Here is an 18098-nt window from a genome sequence, read left to right as displayed (position 1 = left end):
GGCGGCACGGCTTGTTGCTATCGCCAGGTGTGGCAATACAGTGGCTACCGTGATTGACCGGTACTCTCACGATGTCCTCGCAAGCGGCTGGCGCACCTCACACATGAAAAAGAGCGTTGACATGCCGCTGGAACTCGACCTTGTCGTTGAGGATCCTTCCAGCGGGTTCGTTGGAGCCGTCGTCGCGTGGCAAAACGGTCTGGTTGTGCTTGAAGATCGGAAAGGCAAGCGCAAATCCTTCCCCATCGGGCCGGGGTTCTGGGTAGATGGTCAACCCGTCAACCTGTGTATTCCTCCCCGTCAGGGGAGTGCCAGACTAAAGCACACCGCGAGTGGGTCTATCGCAGGTCAGGCTGAACCGGCCCGAGTCGCCCTTCCTAGCCGGATATACGTCGAAGGGCGTCACGACGCCGAGCTGGTCGAAAAGATATGGGGTGACGATCTGCGCCACGTCGGGGTCGTTGTGGAGTACATGGGTGGCATGGATGATCTGGTCGGGATCGTCGCTGAGTTCAAGCCTGGTCCCAGACATCGTCTTGGCGTGTTGGTCGATCACCTTGTCGCTGGCACCAAGGAGTCGCGAGTAGCAGACGAGGTGCGTCGCGGTGGATATGGCGAGTACGTCATGATTACAGGCCACCGTTTTGTCGACATCTGGCAGGCCATTAGCCCTCAGCGTATTGGCCGCAAGGCGTGGCCTGAGGTGCCGATGGACGAAGACTTCAAACTTGGTACTCTCAAGCGGCTCGGTTTGCCCCACTCGACTCAAGCTGACGTCGGTAAAGCTTGGCGGGCGATGTTAGCCCGGGTGCGTGACTGGCACGATTTGGACCCTCGATTTAACACTGAGATGGAGAAACTCATCGACTTCGTCACATGCGATCACGTCGGCGAGCTGGGCAATGAGGAGATGGCATGAGTATTGACGTCGACACAGTGTCTGATCTCATTCGGGACGTGAGCGCTAGGGTTATTGACCCTTGGTTCCGGGCCCTTCACGATCATCAAATCCACGAGAAAAAACCCGGAGACTTCGTGACCGACGCCGATCGTCAGGCTGAGCGCGAGTTGGGACGCGCTTTGGCAACGTATGCCGGTGGTGTCGTTGTGGGGGAGGAATCAGCCTTCGCGAATCCGGCTATCCTCGACGCCATCCCTGACGCAGACATGGCCTGGGTGATCGACCCAATTGATGGCACCAAGAATTTCGTGCACGGATCGGTTGATCATGGCGTTATGTTGGCTCAGCTCAACCGGGGTGAAACGGTCCGAGGATGGATTTGGCAACCGCAGTATGGACATATGTGGTTTGCTGAACGCGGTGCCGGAGTGACGTGCGACGGCGCTGAAATAACACGTGCAGGTTCGCACTGCCCAGTTCGCGCCGCGACGACCCATGAGGCGTACAAAATTGCCTCCCCGGCGGTGGAATGGCGGATGGCGAAATGGTGCTGCGCGGTGGACTATCCGTTGGTGTGCTTGGGCGACAATGACGTCACCGTCTATCAGCACTCGCATCCGTGGGATCACCTTCCTGGCGCGCTCATGGTGCGAGAGCTTGGCGGGGTCGTGCGTACGGTCGATGGAGCCGAATACGGACTGCGAGAAACGCGGGGAAGGCTTGTCGTTGCTGCCGATCAACGCGCTTACGAGACAGTTGTCGAGCTGCTGCGTTGAATGCAGGGCGTCAGGATAGCTGAGGAGGGATGTGTCCCACCGGCGTGAGCGGGATGTCCATGGGGATTCGCTCGGCAAGTTGGGCACGTTGCGCCATGACAGCGGTGGCGTCGATGGGGTGGCCATGTCCAGGAACGTACAAGCCGGCACCATCGGTACCAGTAATGACCGAATCGATCGCGCGTGGCCAACCACGGACGTTAGTGGTGTCGTCAGATTGCGGTTCTCCGGCGGTCTCCACGAGGTCTCCGACGAAGGTGATGTTCTCGTCGCGCACAATGACGATGAGGTCGCCGTCGGTGTGAGCAGGACCAGGATGGATAACCTCGGCTCCCAATCCCCCCAAGTCCACATACGCCATGAGGGATACCGGGTGGTCGACATGAAGATCGGGGCAGTGGGCTAGGGCGGCTTCGTGCATCCACACCTCGGCAGCGCTAATCCCAGGTAGTCCGCCACTGTGGTCACTGTGGTGATGGGTGACGACAACCCTGTCTACGCGTCGTCCAAGCATGCGCGCCGCGGACATCGCCAGGGCCCGCCCCTGATCGGGAGTCGATCCGGTATCGATAAGGAGGGCGTGGTCCTCGCCAGCTACCAGACCGCACGTGACACTTTCTGGTTCGACAGTGGTCGTCCACACCCGAGCTGTGAGGGCAGACCATTGAGGAGTCTCGGGAATCGTCGACATGACCACCAGTCTGGCACGTCTGCAGAAATGTGCTGCCAGCGAGAGACGCAGGAGGATCGAGGGGAACGCGATAAAGTGGCACTCGGCACTTGGGAGTGCCAAAGTGGAGTCTGTACCCGGTCGAATCGTGTGAGGAGGAGTTGTGCTCGACGACCGTAAGCTCGACGTGCTCAAAGCCATCGTCACCGATTACGTCTCTAGCAAGGAACCGGTTGGTTCAAAAGCCCTGGTTGAGCGCCATGGTCTGCGGGTTTCCCCAGCCACCGTCCGCAATGACATGGCGGTGCTAGAAGAGGAGGGGTACATCACCCATCCTCACACCAGTGCCGGGCGTATCCCTACCGACAAGGGTTACCGTCTCTTCGTCGATCGTATTGGCACTCTCAAGCCCTTGTCGGCACCAGAGCGTCGAGCCATCCAAGCATTCATGACGGGGGCCGTGGACCTCGACGACATTGTGCGCCGCACGGTGCGCCTGCTTGCTCAAATCACCCACCAAGTCGCAATCATGCAGTACCCGGTGGCGATGGCGGGGACAATCCGTCATCTCGAGTTGGTGAGCTTGTCGACCGACCGTATCCTCATTGTGCTCATTATGTCGTCGGGATCAGTCGAGCGGCAGATCGTCGAGCTCCCCGGCCATGATGAGCAGAGTCTTGCTGTGCTTCGCACCCGGCTGAATGACGCCCTCGTCGGACTCACAGGTGCTGAGGCCGCTGACTCTCTCAATCGGCTTCTTGACGATCTGGAGCCAGTCGAGGGGTCGCGAGCGGCCTCGGTGATCGCCGCCGTTCTCGAGATTCTCGCCATCGACCCATCCGCTCGTGTTGTGGTTGCTGGGGTTCCCAACCTCACTGCATTCGGTGCACAGTGGGAGACGACGGTGCGTCCCGTCTTGGAAGCTCTCGAAGAACAGGTCGTCCTCATGCGACTGCTCGGTGAGGCGACCGCGGGGGAGGCTGGCGAGGTCACGGTGCGTATTGGTGCGGAGAACACAGATGTGCCTTTCCAATCGACATCGCTCGTGGCGAGCACCTATGGTCCCGAGAATGCCTTGTCCAGTCTTGGCGTTGTCGGGCCCACCCGAATGGACTACCCCTCAACCATGGCAGCTGTGCGAGCCGTGGCCCGTTATGTGGGCCGGTTCCTGGCAGAAGGATGATTCTTGAGTAACGACTACTACGAGATTCTTGGCGTTTCCCATGACGCGAGTGCCGACCAGATCAAGAAGGCATATCGCCGCAAGGCCATGAAGCTCCACCCCGATGTTGCCGGACCTGGATCAGAGGAAGAGTTTAAGAAGGTCCAAGAGGCTTACGAGGTCCTCCAGGATCCGCAGAAGCGCGCTGTCTTCGATCGTGGTGGCGACCCCAACGCTCGCGGGTTCGGTGACAGTGGATTTAGCAGCGCCGGATTCGATTTCACCAACCTTGTCGACGCCATGTTCGGTGGCGGTTCTCCCTTTGGGTCGAGCGGTGGCCGTGGCCCGCGTTCGCGAACCCGCCGTGGCCAGGACGCTTTGGTCCGAATGCGCTTGAGCTTGGCAGAGGCTGTGTTTGGCGTCACTAAGCCGTTAGAAGTCGACACTGCGGTGGTGTGTCCGAAATGTCAGGGCAAGGGTGCTGAGTCCGGTTCCGCGCCGGTGACCTGCAATACGTGTCAGGGGCGCGGTGAAGTTATTACCGTGCAGCGCTCCTTCCTCGGTGATATCCGTACCAGCCAGCCGTGTCCGACATGTCACGGTTATGGCACGGTCATTCCTGACCCATGCCAGGAGTGCTCCGGTGAGGGTAGGGTACGAACCACTCGTACGCTCAACGTGAAGATTCCTGCTGGAGTGGCAGACGGTAACCGCATTCATCTCGATTCCCAAGGAGAAGTCGGTCCTGGCGGTGGCCCGGCCGGAGACCTCTATGTTGAGATGACAGTCAGCCCCCATGACGTCTTTACCCGTCATGGTGACGATCTCGAGATGATCGTCACCATTCCGATGACGGCGGCAGCGCTCGGCACGAAGGTCTTGGTGCATACGCTGGAGAATGACCGTGAGGACTTCGCCGAAGACACCAAGTCGGTTACTGTTGAGGTGCCGTCTGGAACTCAGTCGGGGACGCGGATCGTCGTCGCTGAGCGTGGCGTTCCACGGCTTCGCCGGAGCGGGCGCGGTGATCTTGGCGTCACCTTCATCGTCCAGACACCGACGAAACTCGACTCTCACCAGAAGGACCTGCTACGTCAGCTGGCTGAGGCTCGCGGCGAGACCAAGGCGTCGGCCTCGGTGGAGAAGTCGGGCGGGCGCGGCATGTTTTCTCGGATCAAGGAAGCTTTTGGCGGATGAGTGACCCCTGCTTCCTTGGCGAGGTCGCCGCAGCTGCACCCGGATCAGTGGTGAAAATCACCGGGGCAGAAGGCCATCATGCTGGATCAGTTCGACGCATTCGAGTGGGTGAGTCCGTTCTCGTTACTGACGGTCGGGGCCATGCTGTTCGGGGCCCTGCCATTGAGGTGACGAAGGGGTCAGTGAGCGTCGAAGCCGTTGAGATCCTGGAAACTGCCGCCACTGCGCATCGGTGGGTTGCCGTTCAGGCATTACCGAAGTCCGATAGAGCCGAGCTGGCGGTAGCAACTCTCACTGAAATGGGAGTTCACGAGATCCTCGCATGGCAGGCTGATCGCAGCATTGTGCGATGGAAGGGCGACAAGCAAGTCAAAGGTGTTGCGAAATGGCAGGCGGCTGCCCGTGAAGCTACAAAGCAGTCTCGACGTTTTATTGTGCCTGACGTAGAGCTGGCACATACTCGCAATGTTGTTGAGCGAATCCGCCATGCCGACGCCGCATACATTTTGCACGAATCGGCCACCACGCCACTCGTGCAACAGACATTGCCGGCATCTGGCGAGGTTATCTTCATCGTCGGGCCAGAAGGTGGCATCACCGACCAGGAAGTGGAGGCCTTCGTCTCAGCTGGGGCATGCCCTGTGACGGTGTCGGACGGGGTATTGAGGACGTCAACCGCCGGCGTGGTTGGCCTAGCCCAGTTGCGGGCCATGGCCAACTTCACCGCCAACGGTTGAGGATCGAGCAGAGCGGGTCAGGGCTCGACGGTTACTTTGATGGCCTCGCCCTTGGCGACGATGTCGAAGACCGTCATGACGTCATCGAGTTTCACGTGTCGGGTAATGAGGTCCTTGACCGGAACCTGCCCGGACGCAATATATTGCAAGGCGCGCTTATTGTGCTCGGGGGCTGAACCATTGGCACCATGGATATGAAGTTGACGGTAATGGACCAGATTCGAGTCGCAGGTGATCGTCGGGTTGGTTTTTGGTAGCCCGCCGAAGAACGAGATACGGCCATTTCGAGCCGCCATGGACAGCGCCTGCTCCTGAGTGATGTTCGCTGGGGTAGCCGTGATCACGACATCGGCACCTCGACCATCGGTCAGTTCCATCACCCTGTCGACGACATTTTCGTGCGAACCGTCAATAGTGACGTCGGGTTTGACAGCAGCAGCCGACATAGCAAGGCGTTCGGCATTGATGTCGATCATGACGATCGTGCCAGCCTTGTGTACGCCGCGCGCGATGCGGGTATGCATACAGCCGATCGGTCCGGCACCGAAGATGACGACGACATCACCTTCTTCGATGCCAAGTTGTTCCTGGGCGTTAATAGCGCAGGCGAAAGGCTCGGCGGCGCTGGCTTCATCGAAATCGACGCCGTCGGGGATGCGATTGAGACCATCTACCTTGAGTACTTCCGGCGGGACGATCATATATTCAGCGAAGCCACCGTCGTATTGGTATCCGACACTGGTCTGGTTCTGACAGACCTGCATCCATCCCTTGCGGCATTCGTAGCATTCGCCACACGGGACCGCAGCAATCGATTGAACTCGGTCACCGATCTTCCAGTTTCCAGTCACGTCAGAGCCGATCTCGACGATCTCACCGGCAACTTCATGTCCCATGGTCGTGACTCGAGTGATGTTTTGGTGACCATTGTGGAGGATCTTGACGTCGGTGCCACAGGTGGAGCAATTGCGAACTTTGATCTTAATTTCGTCAGGCTTGCACTCCGGTTCGGGAACGTCTTCCAGACGAACATCTTCGGGTGCATGGAACCTCAATGCCTTCATTATGTGTGCCTTTCTATGATGTGGGTTTATGCCTGCTGGGAAGAGAGGAGACGCAGGACTTCGTCGGCGGATGTTGCTTCACGAAGCTGCCGGGCAGTGTCGGCATTGGACAGGATTCTCGCGAGGGTCGCCATGATCTCGAGGTGCTCGTCGCTCGACGACGCGATGGGAATGACGACGGTGCAGGTGTTTCCATCCCATTCAACTCCCTCGGGAAATTGGAGGAAGCCCAGGGTGGCCTTGCTAATGTGATCGCGGACTTCGTTGATTCCGTGGGGGATCGCGACTCCAGCGCCCATGTAGGTGGAGATCTGGTTCTCGCGGGCGAGCATGCCCTTGACGTAGACATCATCTGCGGCGCCTTCGTCAATGAGCACCTGGCCAGCCATGATGATGGCCTCCTCTTTGCTCACGGCATGTTGGCCTAGCCGGATGGCGTCTCGTGGCAGCACGCTGGTGGCGACATGGGTAGTAGAAGACCTCTTAGCGGTCGACGTGTGGGGGAGCTCGACGTCGGCAACAGGCGCGGATGCACCATGCGCGGCACGAATATCAGCCTCGACTCGATCAAACGCAGGATCATTCATGTAGTTCGTAAACCCAACGATACGGGCGCCCGGAGCACGCTTATGAGCGCGGTCAACGAGCCCTTGCTGAGTGAGGATGAGGGATGCGTCCGGGGGAATCTGGTCGATGGCTGTGTGGGTGACGCCGATCCCATAGGGCGACAACCGCTTTTTCATGGCGGATGCGACCATGACCGAGGAACCCATGCCTGCGTCACAGGCGATGATGACTTCACGGATGTCGGTAAGTGGCGCTTCAACACTCGTTGCGGTGGCGCGTGTGGCAGGCTTGGTCCCAGTAGCAGCGTCGTCCTTGTCACGATCTTTGCGGATCAGCAGCATTGCCACAATGAAGGAGACGACGGTTGCAGTGAGGAAATCGGCAATCATAGCCATGTAGTGCCCAGGCTGACACATGAGGAACCACGCAATAATTGACCCAGGAGAGGCAGGTGCAACGAGGCCGGCGTGAAGTGCGACGCCGACTGCCAGACCACTCATTGCGCCGGCAATGGTGGCGAGAATCGTCTTCGGCTTCATGAGCACGTAGGGGAAGAAGATCTCGTGAATGCCGCCAAAGAGGTGGATGATGATGGCGCCGGGAGTCGATTGACGAATCTGGCGGGAGCCGAAGAACTGGTAGGCCAGGAGCAGGCCGAGACCGGGGCCAGGATTCGACTCAACCATAAAGAGTATTGAACGCCCGGTGGTGTGAGCCTCTTGGGTGCCCAGCGGAGTGAAAATGCCGTGGTTCACGGCGTTATTGAGGAAAAGAACTTTTGCCGGCTCGACGAGGACAGATGCCAGCGGTAGCAAACCGTGGTGGACGAGGAATCCGACCCCGGCGGCCAACCAGCCCATGAGGGTAGAGACGACCGGCTCGACGCCCATGTGCCCGATGATTGCTAGGACCATGCCGAGGATGCCAATCTCAAAGTTGTCCACGAGCATTTCGAACCCGGAACGAACTCGACCTTTGAGGAGCTTGTCGACGTGTTTGAGCAGCCACGCGGCGAACGGCCCCATCACCATTGCGCCAAGAAACATCGTGATGTCGGCACCGACGATGACGCCCATCGTGGCGATCGCGCCAATGACTCCACCACGCGTCCCATTGACGATCTTGCCACCGGTGTAGCCGATGAGGACGGGAAGCAGATACGTCAGGGTTGGGTCGACAAGTTTGGCGAGGGTTGCGTTGGGGGCCCACCCTGTTTCGATGAAGAGGGCCGTCAACAATCCCCAGGCAATAAACGCTCCGATATTCGGCATAATCATGCCGGCCAAGAAGCCTCCGAATCGTTGGACGGAGGCACGTACGCCGTGTCCCTGCAGGTTCTTGTTGACCGTCGCATCAGGTAATGACATCGGAACTCCAGTGTGCTCAGCTACCAATCGTTGGCAGGATCCCCATCGATCTGTGAACAAGTCTGGATCTGTTTGTTTATGTTGTCAAGGAGTTGTGTTGTGTTGGTTTCGAGCGGCGTAAAAACAACGGGGTCGGACAGATGACATCTGTCCGACCCCGTCGATATACGTCGCCCCTGAGGGCAAGACGTCACTTAGCGCCGTCAAGAGCGACGGCAAGCAGGCCGCCGATCAGGCTCAGATTCTTGTAGACTTGGATCTTGTCGCTCTGCCTTTCTGCGCCTTCCTTATCCCAGAACGCATGTCCAGCAACAGTCACCGGGATGAGCTGCGCGGCCAAGACTGCGGCAGCTAGCCGGGGCTTAATACCGAGGGCCAGTAGGGATCCGCCGGTCAGCATGCTGGCTCCATTAACCTTGACTAGCAGGGCCGGATCGACGTCAGGGATCTTGGAACGGGCCGACTCCGGAAGCTTCGCGAGCAGTCCGTCGACAGCTCCGGAAAGCTGATCGGCCTTCTTAAACTCCCCGAGGCCGCCAGTGATGAAGATGGTCGACAGCAGAGAACGGGCGGTGAACTTGGCAAGTGACATATATCCTCCTGGCTGGTTTGATGCTACGTCTATCGTGCCGCAAGATTACTCGCCCTGCCCCCATGACAGGCTTGGTGAAAGGGTAACGTTCGCGTGTAGGTGATGAATCCACCGTTGTCTATCGAGTCCCGCTCCCGGCGGCGACCTCGAATCGGGACCGTGATCTGCGAGGCATCGATTCGGTGTGGCCCACAGAAAACAGAAGTCAGCCTGATAAGGCGAGGGCCAGCGGAAGAACACGCCCGGCTCCGGCCCGCCTCAACAATCGTGCAGCAACTGTCATCGTCCATCGACTAGAGATGATGTCGTCGACAAGCAGGATCGACGCGCCGCCAAGATGGGATAGCCGAGACATCAGCTCCGGGCCGACACTGAACCGATCGTGAACGTCACGGAGTCGATAGGCCGAGTTTGTGGATGACTGTCGTCGCGCGGCTCCTTGCGCCAGATCCAGCCATCCAAGGTCTTGCAGTTGGCCAATCCGGGAGATTCCTGAGGCCAGGGAATCAATGAGGTGCGGGCGCGTTATCGAGGGGATTCGCACGACCGCAGCCGGACGTTGATCCCACTCCCACTCGGCTAACACCCGCAGGCATGCCTGGGCCAGGGCCGGGGTGATATCAGTGTCGACCGGGACACCATTTTCGTCGAAGCGCAGTAAGGCGCGCAGCGCGCTTCCCCAACCAATGTCGGATAGTCGGGCGATGACGCGACCCTCCTCGGCTATCTCCTCGGCGCTGATGCGTCCTTTCAGCGCAACATGGAGGGAATCCATCCCCGAGGGCCACGTAGTGCGCGGCTCTACCGGGACTCCCACCCGATTGAGGGATTCGGTGGCCCTAGCAGAGGCTGATTGATTGACCTCGGTGGGATACCATGTGCCAGCGCAGACGTCGCAGCGCCCGCAGGCCGTTGCGGAAGGGTCGTCGAGTTGCTCGGTGAGATAGGCCATGCGGCACGTTGTTGAGTGCTCATAGTTGAGCATGGCCTGCTGCTCCTTATGACGTGCCTGGTCGATACGTTCGTAGCGTTCAGCGTCATATACCCATTGCTTGCCGGTGGCCTGCCACCCATCTTTGACCTTCACGACTGAGCCGTCGACCGCCATCACTTTGAGCAATAACTCCAACTGGCTACGCCTGAGATCGACCCGTGTCTCCAGAGCAGGAACAGAGAGCGCCTGGCCACCGGAGAGTGCTCTGAGAACGCCATCGGCTCGTTCTTGGGTTGGCATAGTCGCGGTGGCGAAGTATGTCCAGATGTCAGGATCTTCTGAGCCCGGAAGTAACAAGATATCGGCATTATCGGTGGCACGACCGGCACGACCTACCTGTTGGTAGTAGGCGATCGGAGAGCTTGGCGCTCCCAGATGTACGACGAAACCGAGATCCGGTTTGCCAAACCCCATTCCCAATGCGCTCGTTGCAACTAAGGCTTTGACGCGGTTATCGCGTAAAGCTTCCTCGAGTTCGGTCCTTGTTTCGGCATCGGTGCGTCCGGTGTATGCCCGCACGTTATGACCGGCCATGGCCAATGTGCGAGCGGTGTCTTCGGCTGTAGAAACTGTCAGGCAGTAGATGATTCCCGATCCCGGAAGTTCATCGAGGTGTTGGATGAGCCAACCGAATCGGTCAGAAGGCTGAGGCAAAGTGAGTACACCGAGGCGTAATGAGTCTCGGGCTAATGGTCCACGAAGAATGAACACATCATCGGCACTAGGAGCAATCTGCTCGGCCACGTCCTGGACCACACGGGAGTTTGCAGTCGCTGTTGTCGCAAGTACCGGAATGGTCAGTGGTAGGGCGGACACCAAGTCACGGATGCGTCGGTAATCGGGACGAAAATCGTGCCCCCAGTCAGAGATGCAGTGAGCTTCGTCGATGACCAGCATGCCCATTCGTTGTATGAGCTCGGGTAGTTGCCGGCTGGCGAATGTGGGATTGACAAGGCGTTCGGGGGAGATGAGGAGAACGTCAAGATCATCGGCGTCGAGGCGGCGGGCAATATCGGGCCATTCGGTGGCATTGGCCGATGAGATCGCCGCTGCACGCACCCCAGCCCGCTGTGCAGCAGCGACCTGGTCGCGCATGAGGGCAATGAGCGGCGACACGATGAGGGTTGGACCACAGCCAATGGCGCGCTGTAACAAGGCGGCGACAAAATAAACCGCCGATTTTCCCCAGCCTGTGCGCTGGACGACGAGCGCGCGACGGTGATGGGCGACCAGGGCCTCAATTGCCTCCCATTGGCCGGGGTGGAAATCGGCATCGTTACGACCGACAAGTCGCCGAAGAATTGCCAGCCCGCGAGCGTGTAAATCTGTTCCGCTCACCACTGCGTCGGTATACGTTGTCATGGCCCCTCCTTATGCCGTCATTCTTTCCGGGGCTCATGACAGTTTCGTGGTGAGATTCCGGCACAATAGGAGAACAGCGTTGTCAGAACGGCAGTGGCAGGTGGTCAATGACGTTTTGCGCCCGACTCTGCTGGGCGGTGACGATCCCGCCAAGCCACTCAACAACCTGGTTTCGGGCGGTTTCATCAAAGGCCCGGATAACGTCAAGGTATTCATCCCCGGCGCTAGCGGCCGCACCGCAAAGGCGCACGACGTCAGCTGGTGCAGGGGAATCGACGGCCTCGAGGGAGGACAGGAAGGCGTCACGATTGTCGATCAGTTGAGCGCGCCCAGCGTCGGTCGGCTGGACCTTGCCAACGAGGGATTTGAGCCTCTTGACCCGTTCTGTACGCGCTGAGACGAGGTTGTCGAGAGCGCCCTGCCAGACCAATCCGGAGAGGCGATCACGGGACATAAAGAGACGACGAATCTGGTGATACCAGGCCTGCAGAGCAGACAAATTACCTAGATAGGTGACGTTACGGGCGATGATGCGATCTAACTTCGTGTAGCTATGTGGCACGAGGGGACGCTGACGTCCCGCCAGAGGAGCTGGTAGTATCAGTTGATCCTCGTAGGGAACGTCGTCACGCAGAATCGAACCTGCCCCGACCACAGTGCCGAATCCGGTTGCAACTGGTCCGACAGTACCGCCTTGGCCACCAAGGAAGATTGGATGACGGTTGAGTAAAACTCCGTGGGGCACATCGCCGAACAAGGATGCTGTCGTCTTGTCGCCGTCGGGGGTGAAGTTGAAGTGAATATAAGAGGAGCCAACCTCAGAGTGGTCCGAGCGTGACGTTCCTCCGGCCATGAGGACGTCACAGAAGTTGATGAGGCTTCCCAACGTCACGAAAGGCATGAGGATGGTTTGCTTGAGGCCAACGGTGTGGGCTGCGCTGGCTTCCTCCTCAAGGATAGTGCCTGCCCGGACATGGGCTCCGGACCCCATATTCGCCCCAGCCAGAAAGACAGCGTCCTGAGCAAATCCACCCTTGAGCTTGACTCCGGCACCAAGTTGACAGTCCTGGATCGTCATAGGGGCTTCATCTGCCAGCACACATCCCGCTGAAATGACAGTACGACGGCCACGGATCCGGCATCCAGGCCCGATGACCACACCATCGCTACTGATGTTGTCGATGTCGACCGCGTCATCAATGTCGACGGTCAGCGGATTTGGGATGCGCACCCCTTTGTCGATGAGTTGAGCCACCTTTTTCAGGCCGCGCGGTTCGAGCGCACGGGAGTTGACGTCCATCGATGATCCTTTCCAGATCGTAATCCGTTGTCGCCAGCCTAGTCACTCCTGTTGGCGGTTGCGGGCCATGACGAGCCAAGCTGCTGCAACGACGAATGTCATCCCGATCATCTGGGGCACGGTGAGGTTCTGCCCAAGGATAAGGAATCCCGCGGTTGCTGCGACGGCTGGCTCGACACCAGTCAGGACGCCGTAGACCATGGTGTCAATGTGGCGTAGCGCATACATTTCCAGGCTGTAGGGAAGAGCCGACGACATTACTGCTACTACCGCTCCGGTAAAGAGGTTGCGCGGTGCAACGAGATGGATGCCTGCCGTCACGAGGCCGGAAGGAACCAGAACAATCGAACTGAACAAGATGGCCCACCACAGTCCTTCCAGTTTGGGCCAGGTCATCCCAACGAGCTGCGCTGAGGTGGCATAGAGGGCCCAGAAGACCCCTGCGACGAGGGCGAGCACCAGACCCACAACATCTAGTTGGGACCAGTCTGTCGTCAGCGCGCCCGAGACCTCCACAACACCGCACCCAGCGAGCGCGATGGCGAGCCAGTCACGCAAAGATCGGCTTCCGAAGGCTGCCATACCTAAGGGACCCAGAAATTCCACGGTGACTGCAACGCCGAGGGGCAGGCGCTCTAACGAGAAGTAGAACACGGTGTTCATGCCGGCTAAAGCGATGGTTAAGGCCAGCACCCTCCTCCAGTCAGCGCGGGTGTGGCCCTTGATGCGTGGCCGAACAATGGGGGCGAGGACGATTGCCGCCAAGGACATTCGCAGTGCCACGGTGCCTAATGCTCCGACGCGGGGGATAAGCGTTGCCGCAAAAGCACCCCCGAATTGCACCGAGAGGATGGCCATGAATACCAAGATCGCTCCGCGCACGAACGCCACCATAACGCCGTGATTGCCAAATGTGGTGAGCTTGACGGCTCGAGTCGATGACGTGATTCGGTCATCCTGCAAGAATGTCACCTATGTCATTTGGCTTCGAGGTCACGTCCCGTCTCGACGATGCTTGCGGCCGTACCGGGATTATTCACACTCCGCACGGTTCCATCGAGACCCCTGCTTTTGTGGTCGTCGGGACAAAGGCGACCGTCAAGTCCGTGTTGCCCGAATCCGTGGCGCAGCTAGGTGCCCAGGCGGTGCTCGCCAATGCCTACCACCTCTTTCTGCAGCCCGGTCCGGAGTTGGTGGAGGAGGCGGGTGGGCTGGGCCGGTTCATGAACTGGCCTGGCCCAACCTTCACCGACTCCGGTGGCTTCCAAGTGCTTAGCCTGGGAGGCGGGTTTAAGAAGACTCTCGCGATGGACATTTCTCAGCTTACGGAGGCCGATGTCATCGCTGCTGACGCCGATCGTAAGGCAATGGTCGACGACGACGGCGTCACCTTCCGCAGCCCCCTCAACGGTGACATACACCGTTTTACCCCCGAGGTGTCAATGCAGATCCAGCACCACCTTGGTGCCGACGTCATGATGGCCTTCGACGAGTTGACGACCCTCATGAATACCCGCGCTTACCAAGAGGAGGCACTGGAGCGCACTCGGTTGTGGGCCGAGCGGTGCCTGGCTGAGCATCGTCGCCTCACCGAGCTGTCGGCCGAAAAGCCTTATCAGGCCCTTTACGGGGTTGTTCAAGGAGCTCAGTACGAGGATCTACGCCGTAAAGCGTGCCGTGATCTTGCCGCGATGGAGGTTCATGGTCAGCAATTCGACGGTTTCGGCCTGGGGGGAGCAATCGAGAAGGCCAACCTTGGGCGAATCGTCACATGGTGTGCCGAGGAGCTTCCCGAGGACCGCCCCCGCCACCTCCTCGGGATCTCGGAGCCCGACGACCTCTTCGCCGCGTGTCGCGCAGGAGCTGACACTTTCGACTGCGTCAATCCTTCCCGCGTGGCCCGCAACGGCGCTATTTATACCGTTGATGGTCGTTACAACATCACCACCGCGCGGTGTCGGCGGGACTTTGGCCCGTTGGAGGACGGCTGTGATTGTTACACGTGCACTCACTATTCCCGCGCCTATATTCACCATCTCTTTAAGGCTAAGGAAATGCTCGCAAACACGCTGGCGACAATTCACAATGAACGTTGGACGGTGCGACTCGTCGACCAGATCCGTGCTGCTATGCGTAGCGGTGATCTCGATGGTTTTGAGGCCGATTTCATGGGCCGGTGGAATGCCAACGGTGGCCGGTTGCTGAGAGCCGATTGACATGACGACCTACCGGATATATCTCAACCGTAAGAGAGAAGGACGGGCATCGCCAAGCCGAAGGTTATGCTCGTCGCTGCGGTGAGCGTGACGTTGCCTGTCCTGATTCGCGTCGGGGCTGACGAACATCTCTGCCCTTGGGGCGAGAACGGCTTCAGTGGGAATCGTTCCAGTGGGAATGGTGTCAGGAGGGGACGTCCTCATGGGCGAGCCTTTCCTGATAACTCGGCTCATGCAACTTGATCCAGGCAATAACACGTGTCGTGACGGGTATACATGCATACTCGGCGAGGGTCTTCCATAGGAATCCGAAGAAGGCGTAATTGCACCACTGGCCAAAGCTGCTGATTCCGACAACTGGTGCTGCGATCGCGCAAAAGATGATGGTGTCAATGGCTTCTCCGGCACCCGTGGAGCCCATGAGTCGACCGACCAGACCACGTTCCAACCATGTGGCTTTGAGGCGAACCATGATGACCGAGTTTGTGAATTGGCCGGCGAGGAATCCGCATAGTCCGGCTAGTACCATCTGCCACAGTGGACCGAGCGCCATTTTCAGTGCGGCGTCATGGGCTACCGAATAGGGGTCAGTAAATCCCGGAAGGGCGATGATGGCCCAAAAACACAGCACCGAGAGAATTGCGCAGATGAATCCCATAACGATGGCGCGGCGTGCGGCCTTGATTCCGTAGATCTCTGTGGTGATGTCCCCCATGACATAAGCCAACGGGAACAGGAAAAAGCCGCCGTCGGTCGTGATGGGTCCGAGCTGCACGCCCTTCGACCCGCCGATGTTTGACAGGATGACGACGACACACATGAGGGTGAGCAGGATGTCATAATGCCCCGATCCTCGGTCGGCGTACGCCGGGCGGGCTGTCGCGGAGAGCCTGGGGATACTGGAATGTGACATCACGGCGAAATGGTAACCGCGTTGGTGCATATCATCGACATGACGACCATGACCACAGGAGGTTTCCGTGACTCTTGCTACCTCGGAGCTGACTATTACTCCGCAGCGGGTTCTCTATCCGCCGATCGAGCCCTACGACACCCGGATGGTTGACGTGGGGGACGGCCAGCAGCTTTACGTTGAGCAGTGCGGCAACCCTGACGGTAAGCCGGTGGTTTTCCTTCATGGCGGTCCTGGTGGCGGTGGTGGTAGTGATCGGCGTCGCTTTTTCAATCCCGATGCCTACCGCATTGTCATTTTGGATCAGCGGGGCTGCGGTCTGTCGACTCCGCACATTGCCCAAGCCCGCACGCCAGATGAGATGGCTACCAACACGACGTGGAAACTTGTCGAGGACCTCGAGGTCATTCGGGAGCTGCTCGGCATCGAACGCTGGCAGGTCTTTGGCGGATCGTGGGGATCCTGTTTGTCATTGGCCTACGCAGAGACTCACCCTGATCGCGTAACCGAACTTGTACTTCGTGGCATTTTTACTCTGCGTGAGCAGGAGTTGGACTGGTACTACAACTTTGGTGCTTCCGAAGTTTTTCCGGAGCTGTGGGACAAGTTCTGCGAGCCATTGCGTCGCTCCGGCCATGACTTCTCCCGTGACAATATTGCCGCTTACTACGACCTGCTCTGGGATGACGATCCCGACGTCCACGGTCCTGCTGCTGTTGCATGGACGACGTGGGAGGCAGCGACGACTTCGCTGTCTTTTGACCCCTCTCACGTTGAGGAGTTTTCAGATCCGAACTTTGCGCTTGCCTTTGCCCGCATCGAGAACCACTACTTCGTCAACCACGGTTTCATGGTGGAGGGGCAGCTTCTGCGTGACGCCCACAAGCTGGCCGGCATTCCGACGGTTATCGTCCAGGGGCGTTACGACATGTGCTGCCCCGATGTCACGGCCGTCGATTTGTCGCGCGCGCTGCCGAGTGCCGATCTGCGAATCGTGACGGCAGGTCATTCTGCATTCGAACCGTTGATTTCCTCCGAATTAGTTAAGGCGTGTGACGAGTTCGCCCAGCGGTGACCGGGGTTTCTGGTGAGAGCCCAGTCGAGGTGACTGTAAACATCGTCGACTGGGCCTCAGGAAGTCACCGCGTAGCCGGGGTGAAGCAGCTCGCGACAGTGAGGTGCTCCGGCCACCCCCAGTCGTGGATTGCGCGATGCGCCATTCGCCCGCACAAGTCTGCGATGACCGGAGTGAGGATGCCGTGCGTTGCGACCCATGTCCAGCGGTGAACCATGGCGCGTCGAGCCATATCGCTGCGTCGATCTCGATGGTGACGACGAAGAGTGTCTAAAGACAGCTCGGTGAGTTGGAGGGTATCGGCGGCCCCTGCCAGACCGATCATCGGTTCATCAGACAGCCAGGAACGCGCATATCTGGAACCGTTGAGGAAACCGTCGCGGATGGCGTCGATAAATTCTGTAGGCACTCCAACGAGCCCATCACAGCTGCTCCACGGCATGACCAGATTGACGACGTCGACTGCAGGGTGGTGGATGGAGGTGGCTTCGTAGTCGACAAACCTGGCTCCATCCGTGGCGATGAGTACATTGCCGGGGCATGGGTCAGCTTGAGTGACGACTTCTGCGCCGTCGGTTCCGCGCAGTGATTGAAACAGCTCGAGCTCGGCATTATCAGGCACCGCTATCTCTAGTGCTGCGCACATTTTCTTGAGGCCTCGACCTGGCAGACGAGGCGAGGCGGGACCACCCGCAGAACGTGTCTGTGGATCAAGGTGGCGCACGGCGTCCTGGAATAGTGGGATGACCCGTGCAGATGCATTCTGCATCGAGGCCGCCATCACCCTCGCTGTCGCCCGACCCCACATCTGTGCGGCAGCGAAGGCCACTGCTGGATTGTTGCCGGTCAAGATAGATTCCAGGGTCGTTCCCGCAATATCCTCCATGACGACCACGCCCATGTCGAGATCAGCTGCATACAGCTGCGGAGCATGTGGCAGACAACCCAAACCGGCGACTTCCCTGACGATCCCCAGTCCACCAGAGTTGTGCGCCATTGATGTTGATCGGAAGCATTTCGCCACAACGGTTCGCGCACCTGCAGTTGCCGTGGTGGAACCATCTACCCAGCACCGGGCCACGCTTGTACGCACTCCTTCGCGAAGAACGTTGCCCAGTGACAACTCGGTGCCCAGCGTGAACGCGGCATCGTCGAGCCAGCCCAGTCCCATCGCTTCCTCCTGGCACGCCGCACCTATCGGCGCG

Annotated in this window: 16 protein-coding genes; 7 read left to right on the top strand and 9 right to left on the bottom strand. The window is 59.0% G+C overall.

Features of this window, described 5'->3' with window-relative positions; all coding sequences use genetic code 11:
• Positions 1–40 precede the first annotated feature (40 nt).
• Both FYJ43_RS06560 and FYJ43_RS06555 read left to right on the top strand, forming a co-directional pair.
• A complete protein-coding gene (locus FYJ43_RS06560; RefSeq protein ID WP_326833399.1) occupies positions 41–919 on the top strand; it encodes a DUF3097 domain-containing protein in 879 nt (292 codons plus the stop codon).
• The gene (locus tag FYJ43_RS06555; RefSeq protein ID WP_154563068.1) at positions 916–1677 is read left to right on the top strand and encodes an inositol monophosphatase family protein; all 762 of its coding nucleotides are present in this window, start codon (positions 916–918) and stop codon (positions 1675–1677) included. The genes FYJ43_RS06560 and FYJ43_RS06555 overlap by 4 nt, the downstream gene beginning before the upstream one ends.
• A gap of 10 nt (positions 1678–1687) precedes the next feature.
• Here the strand turns inward: FYJ43_RS06555 and FYJ43_RS06550 are convergent, their stop codons facing one another.
• Entirely contained in the window at positions 1688–2368 is a 681-nt protein-coding gene (locus FYJ43_RS06550; RefSeq protein WP_154563066.1) for an MBL fold metallo-hydrolase, read from the bottom strand.
• A 142-nt stretch (positions 2369–2510) separates the two neighbouring features.
• On the opposite strand from FYJ43_RS06550, the gene hrcA reads away from it, so the two are divergent.
• From hrcA to FYJ43_RS06535, 3 genes are read left to right on the top strand one after another with little or no spacing between them, the layout of a single operon-like run.
• Complete coding sequence (gene hrcA, locus FYJ43_RS06545) at positions 2511–3530, top strand: heat-inducible transcriptional repressor HrcA (protein ID WP_326833398.1); 1020 nt, start codon at positions 2511–2513, stop codon at positions 3528–3530.
• Positions 3531–3533: 3 nt separating this feature from the next.
• Entirely contained in the window at positions 3534–4706 is a 1173-nt protein-coding gene (gene dnaJ, locus FYJ43_RS06540) for a molecular chaperone DnaJ (RefSeq protein ID WP_154563064.1), read from the top strand.
• Positions 4703–5443 (top strand): 16S rRNA (uracil(1498)-N(3))-methyltransferase, encoded by a 741-nt coding sequence (locus FYJ43_RS06535; RefSeq protein WP_154563062.1) that lies wholly within the window; start codon positions 4703–4705, stop codon positions 5441–5443. Before dnaJ ends, FYJ43_RS06535 begins: the two co-directional genes overlap by 4 nt.
• Before the next feature lie 17 nt (positions 5444–5460).
• On the opposite strand, the gene FYJ43_RS06530 is transcribed toward FYJ43_RS06535, so the two are convergent.
• The 6 genes from FYJ43_RS06530 to FYJ43_RS06505 form a co-directional block, all read right to left on the bottom strand.
• Positions 5461–6507 carry a zinc-dependent dehydrogenase gene (locus FYJ43_RS06530; RefSeq protein WP_154563060.1) on the bottom strand — a complete coding sequence of 349 codons (1047 nt, stop codon included), beginning with the start codon at positions 6505–6507 and terminating at the stop codon, positions 5461–5463.
• A 26-nt stretch (positions 6508–6533) separates the two neighbouring features.
• Positions 6534–8441, bottom strand: a complete 1908-nt coding sequence (locus FYJ43_RS06525) for a PTS mannitol transporter subunit IICBA (RefSeq protein WP_195839916.1) — start codon at positions 8439–8441, stop codon at positions 6534–6536.
• Positions 8442–8631: 190 nt separating this feature from the next.
• The gene (locus tag FYJ43_RS06520) at positions 8632–9033 is read right to left on the bottom strand and encodes a DoxX family protein (protein ID WP_154563058.1); all 402 of its coding nucleotides are present in this window, start codon (positions 9031–9033) and stop codon (positions 8632–8634) included.
• Between the two features lie 205 nt (positions 9034–9238).
• Positions 9239–11389, bottom strand: coding sequence for a RecQ family ATP-dependent DNA helicase (locus tag FYJ43_RS06515; RefSeq protein ID WP_154563056.1), 2151 nt, complete (start codon positions 11387–11389; stop codon positions 9239–9241).
• 82 nt (positions 11390–11471) lie between these two features.
• The gene (locus tag FYJ43_RS06510) at positions 11472–12689 is read right to left on the bottom strand and encodes a UDP-N-acetylglucosamine pyrophosphorylase (RefSeq protein ID WP_154563054.1); all 1218 of its coding nucleotides are present in this window, start codon (positions 12687–12689) and stop codon (positions 11472–11474) included.
• A 42-nt stretch (positions 12690–12731) separates the two neighbouring features.
• The gene (locus FYJ43_RS06505; RefSeq protein WP_154563486.1) at positions 12732–13583 is read right to left on the bottom strand and encodes an EamA family transporter; all 852 of its coding nucleotides are present in this window, start codon (positions 13581–13583) and stop codon (positions 12732–12734) included.
• A gap of 80 nt (positions 13584–13663) precedes the next feature.
• Between FYJ43_RS06505 and tgt the strand changes: the two genes are divergently transcribed.
• A complete protein-coding gene (tgt, locus tag FYJ43_RS06500) occupies positions 13664–14905 on the top strand; it encodes a tRNA guanosine(34) transglycosylase Tgt (protein WP_195839915.1) in 1242 nt (413 codons plus the stop codon).
• Between the two features lie 184 nt (positions 14906–15089).
• On the opposite strand, the gene FYJ43_RS06495 is transcribed toward tgt, so the two are convergent.
• Entirely contained in the window at positions 15090–15848 is a 759-nt protein-coding gene (locus FYJ43_RS06495; protein ID WP_154563050.1) for a queuosine precursor transporter, read from the bottom strand.
• Positions 15849–15885: 37 nt separating this feature from the next.
• Between FYJ43_RS06495 and pip the strand changes: the two genes are divergently transcribed.
• Complete coding sequence (gene pip, locus FYJ43_RS06490) at positions 15886–16893, top strand: prolyl aminopeptidase (RefSeq protein ID WP_326833397.1); 1008 nt, start codon at positions 15886–15888, stop codon at positions 16891–16893.
• A 64-nt stretch (positions 16894–16957) separates the two neighbouring features.
• Here the strand turns inward: pip and FYJ43_RS06485 are convergent, their stop codons facing one another.
• Positions 16958–18064: a phosphotransferase gene (locus tag FYJ43_RS06485; RefSeq protein ID WP_154563048.1), complete on the bottom strand. Its 1107-nt coding sequence runs from the start codon at positions 18062–18064 to the stop codon at positions 16958–16960.
• Between the last annotated feature and the right edge of the window lie 34 nt (positions 18065–18098).

It is taken from the genome of Cutibacterium porci (assembly GCF_009696315.1).
GTDB lineage: Bacteria > Actinomycetota > Actinomycetes > Propionibacteriales > Propionibacteriaceae > Cutibacterium > Cutibacterium porci.
The sequence above is the reverse complement of the archived record's forward strand: the minus strand, read 5'-3'. Positions and strand labels throughout refer to the sequence as shown.

Coding starts and splice junctions, on each gene's coding strand:
- FYJ43_RS06555 (WP_154563068.1), top strand. CDS start 916: ATGAGTATTGACGTCGACACAGTGTCTGATCTCATTCGGGACGTGAGC.
- FYJ43_RS06550 (WP_154563066.1), bottom strand. CDS start 2,368: ATGTCGACGATTCCCGAGACTCCTCAATGGTCTGCCCTCACAGCTCGG.
- FYJ43_RS06535 (WP_154563062.1), top strand. CDS start 4,703: ATGAGTGACCCCTGCTTCCTTGGCGAGGTCGCCGCAGCTGCACCCGGA.
- FYJ43_RS06530 (WP_154563060.1), bottom strand. CDS start 6,507: ATGAAGGCATTGAGGTTCCATGCACCCGAAGATGTTCGTCTGGAAGAC.
- FYJ43_RS06525 (WP_195839916.1), bottom strand. CDS start 8,441: ATGTCATTACCTGATGCGACGGTCAACAAGAACCTGCAGGGACACGGC.
- FYJ43_RS06520 (WP_154563058.1), bottom strand. CDS start 9,033: ATGTCACTTGCCAAGTTCACCGCCCGTTCTCTGCTGTCGACCATCTTC.
- FYJ43_RS06515 (WP_154563056.1), bottom strand. CDS start 11,389: ATGACAACGTATACCGACGCAGTGGTGAGCGGAACAGATTTACACGCT.
- FYJ43_RS06510 (WP_154563054.1), bottom strand. CDS start 12,689: ATGGACGTCAACTCCCGTGCGCTCGAACCGCGCGGCCTGAAAAAGGTG.
- FYJ43_RS06505 (WP_154563486.1), bottom strand. CDS start 13,583: ATGGTGGCGTTCGTGCGCGGAGCGATCTTGGTATTCATGGCCATCCTC.
- tgt (WP_195839915.1), top strand. CDS start 13,664: ATGTCATTTGGCTTCGAGGTCACGTCCCGTCTCGACGATGCTTGCGGC.
- FYJ43_RS06495 (WP_154563050.1), bottom strand. CDS start 15,848: ATGCACCAACGCGGTTACCATTTCGCCGTGATGTCACATTCCAGTATC.
- FYJ43_RS06485 (WP_154563048.1), bottom strand. CDS start 18,064: ATGGGACTGGGCTGGCTCGACGATGCCGCGTTCACGCTGGGCACCGAG.